This is a genomic window from Actinoplanes palleronii (assembly GCF_016862315.1).
Classification (GTDB): domain Bacteria; phylum Actinomycetota; class Actinomycetes; order Mycobacteriales; family Micromonosporaceae; genus Actinoplanes; species Actinoplanes palleronii.
Genome location: NZ_BOMS01000028.1, coordinates 1 through 6,360 on the forward strand (window position 1 = coordinate 1; position 6,360 = coordinate 6,360).

Annotated in this window: 5 protein-coding genes; 3 read left to right on the plus strand and 2 right to left on the minus strand. The window is 71.6% G+C overall.

The features are described from left to right. Positions 1-582, minus strand: a 582-nt coding sequence (locus Apa02nite_RS11205; RefSeq protein ID WP_203824999.1) for a lysylphosphatidylglycerol synthase domain-containing protein, incomplete at its 3' end; no start/stop codon positions are given. A 123-nt stretch (positions 583-705) separates the two neighbouring features. Further along, positions 706-2,085, minus strand: a complete 1,380-nt coding sequence (gene lpdA, locus Apa02nite_RS11210) for a dihydrolipoyl dehydrogenase (RefSeq protein WP_203825000.1) — start codon at positions 2,083-2,085, stop codon at positions 706-708. Between the two features lie 183 nt (positions 2,086-2,268). On the opposite strand from lpdA, the gene Apa02nite_RS11215 reads away from it, so the two are divergent. The 3 genes from Apa02nite_RS11215 to Apa02nite_RS11225 are packed head-to-tail and all read left to right on the plus strand — an operon-like array spanning position 2,269 to position 6,082. Then, complete coding sequence (locus Apa02nite_RS11215; RefSeq protein ID WP_239164250.1) at positions 2,269-3,285, plus strand: TerC/Alx family metal homeostasis membrane protein; 1,017 nt, start codon at positions 2,269-2,271, stop codon at positions 3,283-3,285. 50 nt (positions 3,286-3,335) lie between these two features. After that, positions 3,336-4,178, plus strand: coding sequence for a hypothetical protein (locus tag Apa02nite_RS11220; protein ID WP_203825001.1), 843 nt, complete (start codon positions 3,336-3,338; stop codon positions 4,176-4,178). Then, positions 4,175-6,082: a class I SAM-dependent methyltransferase gene (locus tag Apa02nite_RS11225; RefSeq protein ID WP_203825002.1), complete on the plus strand. Its 1,908-nt coding sequence runs from the start codon at positions 4,175-4,177 to the stop codon at positions 6,080-6,082. The genes Apa02nite_RS11220 and Apa02nite_RS11225 overlap by 4 nt, the downstream gene beginning before the upstream one ends. Positions 6,083-6,360 lie beyond the last annotated feature (278 nt).

Consider the following 6,360-nt stretch of genomic DNA (forward strand, 5'->3'; position numbering starts at 1 on the left):
CGCGAGCGGCGGGACGACCCCGGGGCGGATGCCGTCACCCGCCGCGGGAACAGCCGCGGAGCGGCGCGCCAGGACACCGGCGGGGACGGCGACCAGGAGAACGACACCGGTGACCGGAAGGGACCAGGTGGCGGCGTAGAGCAGGGCCAGCGCCAGGACCGTGACGACGCTGGAGATCAGGGTGGCGGTGGCCGCCGTCGCGGACGTCGCGCCGTGCCGGCGGTACGTGCGGAACGCGTAAGCCGCCGAGGCCGCGGAACCCGCGGGCAGGGCCATGCTGAGCGCCGAGCGCACGTAGGTCATGGCAAGGGCACGGCGCGGCGGGACCCGGACGCCCAGGGCGGCGAGCAGGCGGCGCTGCTGTTCCGCGTACGCGCATTGGGACAGCAGACCGGCGGCGACCGCCGACGCCGCCCACCGCCCATCGGCGGCGCGCAGCGCGCCGGCGAACGCCGCCGGGTCGGGCAGCCGATCGCGCAGGGTGTACACGGCCAGGATCGCGATCAGACCGAACAGCACACCGCCGAGCAGGCGGCGGACCTTCAACAGAGCGGTGCCGGTGGGCTGGACGGTCAGGGTCACCCGTTCAGGGTTCCGCACCGGCGGGTTCTGGTCGTCATCCGCACGCAGGTATTACCGGGTACCGCGGACGCGGTACACGCCGCGGGACGTACTCCCCCGGGCGTGCACCGCGCGCGCCCGCGATCAGAAGTTGATCATGTGGCCGGCCAGGCCGTGCACGGCTTCCTTGACGGCTTCGCCGAGGGTCGGGTGGGCGTGGACGTTGCGGGCCACCTCGGTGACCGTGAGGTCCCACTGCTGAGCCAGGGTCAGCTCCGGCAGCAGCTCGGTGACGTCCGGGCCGATCAGGTGGGCGCCGAGCAGCTCGCCGTGCTCACCGTCGCTGAGGATCTTCACGAAGCCGGTGGCGTCGCCGAGCCCGTGCGCCTTGCCGTTCGCGGTGAACGGGAACTTCGCCACCCGTACGTCGAAGCCCTCCTCCCGGGCCTGCGCCTCGGTCCAGCCGAAGCTGGCCACCTGCGGCTGGCAGTAGGTGGCCCGCGGGATCATCCGGTAGTCGAGCGCCATCGTCTCGGCGCCCGCGATGGTCTCGGCGGCCACGATGCCCATCGCCTCGGCGGCGTGCGCGAGCATCAGCTTGGCGGTCACGTCACCGATCGCATAGATGCCCGGCACATTCGTACGGCACCGGTCGTCGATCGCGACCGCCCCGCGATCGGTGAGCTCCACCCCGGTCGTCTCCAGGCCGTACCCCTGGGTGTTGGGGTGAAAGCCGATGGCCTGGAGCACCTTGTCGGCCTCGAGCACCTCGGTCTTGCCGTTGCGCGAGACGGTGACCCGGACCGACTCGGCACGCTCCTCGATGCCCTCGACGCGGGTGCCGAGGCGCACGTCGACGCCGAGCTTGCGGTACTGCCGCTGCAGCTCCTTGGACACGTCCTCGTCCTCGAGCGGCAGCATCCGGTCGAGGAACTCCACGATGGTGACTTCGACGCCGTAGTTGCGCAGCACGTACGCGAATTCGACGCCGATCGCTCCGGCTCCCACGATGATGATGCTGTCCGGGAGTTCCGGGTCGAGGATCTGCTCCTCGTAGGTGACGACCCGGCTGGTCACGCTGGTGCCGGGGATCAGGCGGGTGCTCGCGCCGGTGGCCAGGATGCAGTTGTCGAACGTGACGGTCCGGTCGCCGACCCGCAGGGTGTGCGCGCCGGTGAACGTGCCGCGGCCCTGGATCTCGGTGATCCCGTTCTTCTTCATCAGGTAGTGCACGCCCTTGACCCGGCCGTCGGCCACGGTCCGGCTGCGCTGGTGTGCCACCCCGTAGTCGAAGGTGACGGTGCCGTCGATGCCGAAGGTCTTCGCCTGGTGGGTGAAGATGTGCGCGAGCTCGGCGTTGCGCAGCAGCGCCTTCGACGGGATGCAGCCCACGTTCAGGCAGACCCCGCCCCAGTAGCGGTCCTCGACGATGGCGGTGGAGAGTCCGAGCTGGGCGGCGCGGATGGCCGCGACGTATCCGCCCGGCCCGGCACCCAGCACGACAAGATCAAAATGTTCGGCCATGCCAGAAACCCTACTTTCAACAACCTCGCAGGAAGGGCCACTAGGCTGCGCGGCGAGGGGAGTACCTCCGTCTGGGACGTTGCGGTCATCACGGGCATGTGATCATGCCCCCGTGCGTCCACCCGCATCGCACCACGCGGGTGAGAGAGACCTCGGACGCTGACGTATGTCCGAGGAGCTCCCGTGTCATCGATTGCCTCGCCCACCCTGTGGGCGATCACCATCGCCGTCCTGCTGGGACTGCTGGTCGCCGACTTCGTCGCCACCCGCCGTCCGCACGAGGTCAAGATGCGCGAGGCGGTCGGCTGGTCACTGTTCTATCTCGCGCTTCCGGCGGCCTTCGGCGTGCTGATCTGGCAGGTGTACGGCCAGCGCCCCGGCATCGAGTTCTTCACCGGGTACGTCGTCGAGAAGTCCCTGTCGGTCGACAACCTCTTCGTCTTCATGCTGCTGCTCGGCGCGTTCGCGGTGCCGGCCGCCCTGGCACAGCGGGTGCTCCTCTACGGCATCGCCGGCGCCCTGGTGCTGCGAGCCGTCTTCATCGCGCTCGGTGCGGCGGTGCTGCAGTCCGGCGCGTGGGCGTTCCTGCTGTTCGGCGGGATCCTGCTGGCCACCGCGGTCAAGGTGATGCGGGACGCGATGCGCGGGGGCGAGCACAGCGTCGACGTGGAGAGCATGCGCAGCGTCAGGCTGATCCGCCGCTGGATGCCGGTGGTGAGCGACTACCGGGGTGGCGCGCTGACCGTACGGGAAAAAGGTCGTCGGGCCCTGACCCCGCTGGCCCTGGTCGTGGTCGCGGTCTTCATGACCGACATCGTCTTCGCCGTCGACTCGGTGCCCGCGGTGTACGGCGTGACCGAGGACCCCTACCTGGTCTTCGCCACCAACGCGTTCGCCCTGCTCGGCCTGCGCGCGCTCTACTTCGTGCTCCGCAACGTGCTGGACAAGCTGCGCCACCTGAACTACGGCCTGGCGCTGATCCTGGCGTTCATCGGCGGCAAGCTGGTCCTGCACTGGGCGCACAAGGTGTGGCCGGACGCCGTCCCGGACGTGCCGACCGTGCTCTCCCTCGCCGTGATCGCCGGCGTGCTGGCCACCGTCACCGTGACCAGCCTGATCGCCAACAATCGGGACCTGCGTCTTTCCAGCGAGCACCGGGATCTTGCCGCGCACGCGTTTGACCGGCAGGACAAGCCCTAGTCACGGCGAGTTCGCCTGCTGGACGCCGGGGTCGGGTGGGATGTGCCACCGTGCACCACGCGAACCACTACTACGGGCACTCCCACGTGCTGGCCCGGTACTGCGGGCTCGACCCGGCCGAGGTCCACGAGATCCGCGGCTATCTGCAGCACGGCTGGAACATCGGCGACGGGATGGCGCCCGACCACGAGTTCGTCCCCGGCATCCCGCTGTTCGTGTGGAGCGAGACGACCCGCCGGCGCGCCTGGTCACTGGGGCGAAGGCCGGTGCACGTGATCGGGGCGCCGTGGGCGTACCTGCTGGCCATGGAGCCGGCCGCGCCCGCGGAGCCCCGGGAGGGCACCATCTACTACCCGTTCCACGGCTGGGAGGGGCAGCGCATCGTCGGTGACCACGGCCGGCTGATCGACGAGATCCGGGCGACCGAGACCGGCCCGGTGACGGTCTGCCTCTACTGGCAGGAGTACCGCTCACCGCGCCTGCGCCGGCAGTACGAGCGGGCCGGCTTCCGGGTGGTCTGCCACGGCTACCGCGGCGGTTGGTACAAAGACCTCGACCCCGGTTTCCTCGACCGCCAGCTCGCCGAGCAGCGCCGGCACGCGCGGGTCGCGTCGAACCGGCTGTGCAGCGCGGTCTTCTACGGCATCCTGGCCGGTTGCGAACCGGCCGTCTACGGCGACCCGATGCGCCTGGACGGCGAGCGCTCCGCATTCGGCGGCCAGTCCCGGATCGAGCGGCAGTGGGCCGAGCTGCACGGCCCCCGGGTCGATCCGGTGCTGGCCGGCACGGTCGCCACCGCCGAACTCGGCGCCGACCGCCTCCTCTCCCCCGCCGAGCTGCGGCACCTGTTCCACTGGTCACCCGCACGAGCTTCGGAAGGTATGAATCGATGAGTGTGCGGTCTATCGGCGGGGAGATGCCGCACTGGTCCGAGCCGGTCGACTCGGTGGCACGCGGCGCCGTGCTGGGTGCGCTGGCGGCCGCGGCGCACGGCCGCACGCTGGTCGTCGGACCGCTCGGGGCCGAGATCGTCGATCACCTCCCGGTCGCCGATCTGACCTTTTTGGTACGGGGGACGCCCGACGTTCTGGCCGCGCGCCACCCCGGCGTACGGATCTGGTGCGGCAGCCTCGCCAAGCTCCCCGCCGAGCCGGAGTTCGACACCGTCCTGGCCCTCGACGGCCTGGACCGGACCGGCACCACCGAATCTCCGGACCTGCCCTGGTCGGAGTCGCTGTCCCGGCTCCTCGCCGTGCTCCGCCCCGGCGGCCGGCTGCTGCTGTCGGTGACCAACCCGGCCGGGTTGCACCGGCTGCTCGCCCTGCCCGCGGAACCGCCCTCCGCGCAGTGGTCAGCTCCGGCCGGGGACGACCCGACCCACCCGGCCGGCCCGGACCACCTCCGCGACACCCTCCGGTCCGCGGGCCTGGCGGTGCTCCACGAGTACGCCGCCTTCCCCACCCCGGAAGCCCCCACCGTCCTGGCCGGCGCGCCGTTGCTGGCCGACCCGGCGATGCGCGGGGTCGTGCAGTCGGCGCTGCGCCGGGCGTTCACCCCGACCGTGCCGATGCTGGCCGACCCGCGCCCGATCGCCCTGCGCCTGCTCCACGCGGACCTGGCCCTGGCCACCGCCCCGGCCTGGATCGTCGTCGCCACCCATCCGGCCGCTCCGGCCCGGCCGGCCTTGCCCGGCGCCCTGCTCGCGTCAGGCTCCACGGTCACCAGGCTGGACCACGACCGGTCCCGGGGCTGGCTCCCCAGCCCAGTCCCACCCCGATCCCCCTCTCCCGGCAGCTCTCCCGCTGCCGGCGGCTCCCCCTTTCCCGGCAGCTCTCCCGCTGCCAGCGGCTCTCCCGTTACCGGCTCTCCCGCTGCCGGCAGCTCTCTTGTTACCGGCGGCTCTCCCGTTACCGGCGGCTCTCCCGCTGCCGGCAGCTCTCCTGTCGTCGGCCTGGCGGGGGTGGTGCTGCCGGTCGGTCGGTGCCTGCACGATGCGCTGCTCGGCGCGTGCCGGGGGCACGACCAACCGGCGATGCGCGGCCTGCTGACCACCTGGCAGGGCGGTGAACTGGCCACACTCGACGCGGATCAGATCATCGTGGACATGGACGGAATCCTGCATCCGCTGACCTGGCCGATCGGCCCGATCAGCACAGCCGGACAAACAGGTCCGCTCGAGCCCACCGGCTCGACGGTTCCCATCGGCTCGACGGTTCCCATCGGCTCGACGGGTCCACTTCACCGGCTCGCGCAGTCGATCTTCGGTGAGGGCCTGACCCGGCTGTGGCCGACACCCGCGGACGTATCCGAGGTGACCACGCTGCTGACCGTCATGGCCGGCCGAGACGTCCCCAGCGACTCCCGGCAGCCACTCGGCGACCAGAAGACCGCAGCCAGCACCCGCCAGCCCTCCCCCGGAGCACCACCCCCGCGCGAAACCGTGGCCGGGCGCCCAACCGGAGCACCACCCCCGCGCGAAACCGTTTCCGATTGCGCAACCGAAGCGCCGACGCTGCGCGAAACCGTGGCCGGGCGCGCAACCGAAGCGCCGACGCTGCGCGAGACCGTGGCGGAGCGTGACCGGCTGCGCCGTGAGCTGGCTGAGGCCCGAGCCCAGACCGACTGGTATCAGAAGCGCGCCGCCCAGCGAGACGCCGAGCTGATCCGCGCCAACCGCATCATCTCCGCGCTGAAGGCCACCGCCCCCGGACGAGCCGCCACCGCAATGGCCGGCGGCCTCCGCACCGGAAAACGGGTAGCCCGAGCCGCCCTCCGCCGCCTACGCCCCGAAGACTGAGCCGCTCCCTCATCCGGCTGGTTCTGAGGGGTGCCTCAAAGGCCCGGAGGCACCCCTCAGAACCAGCCGAAAACCCGGCAGACGCACTCCCACCGCAAGCCGCAACCACCCACGCGAACCAGCTCGCAACCCCAGCTGGCGCTCAGACCTGCCGCCCGGCCCCCGATCACCCTGCCGGCGGCGCAGAGGTGCACGATGCCCGCTCGGCTGCGCCTGCCGCTGCTGGGCGGGGCGGGGTGGGGCGGTGAGAGTCCGCAATGCCAGATCGCGTGCGCCCA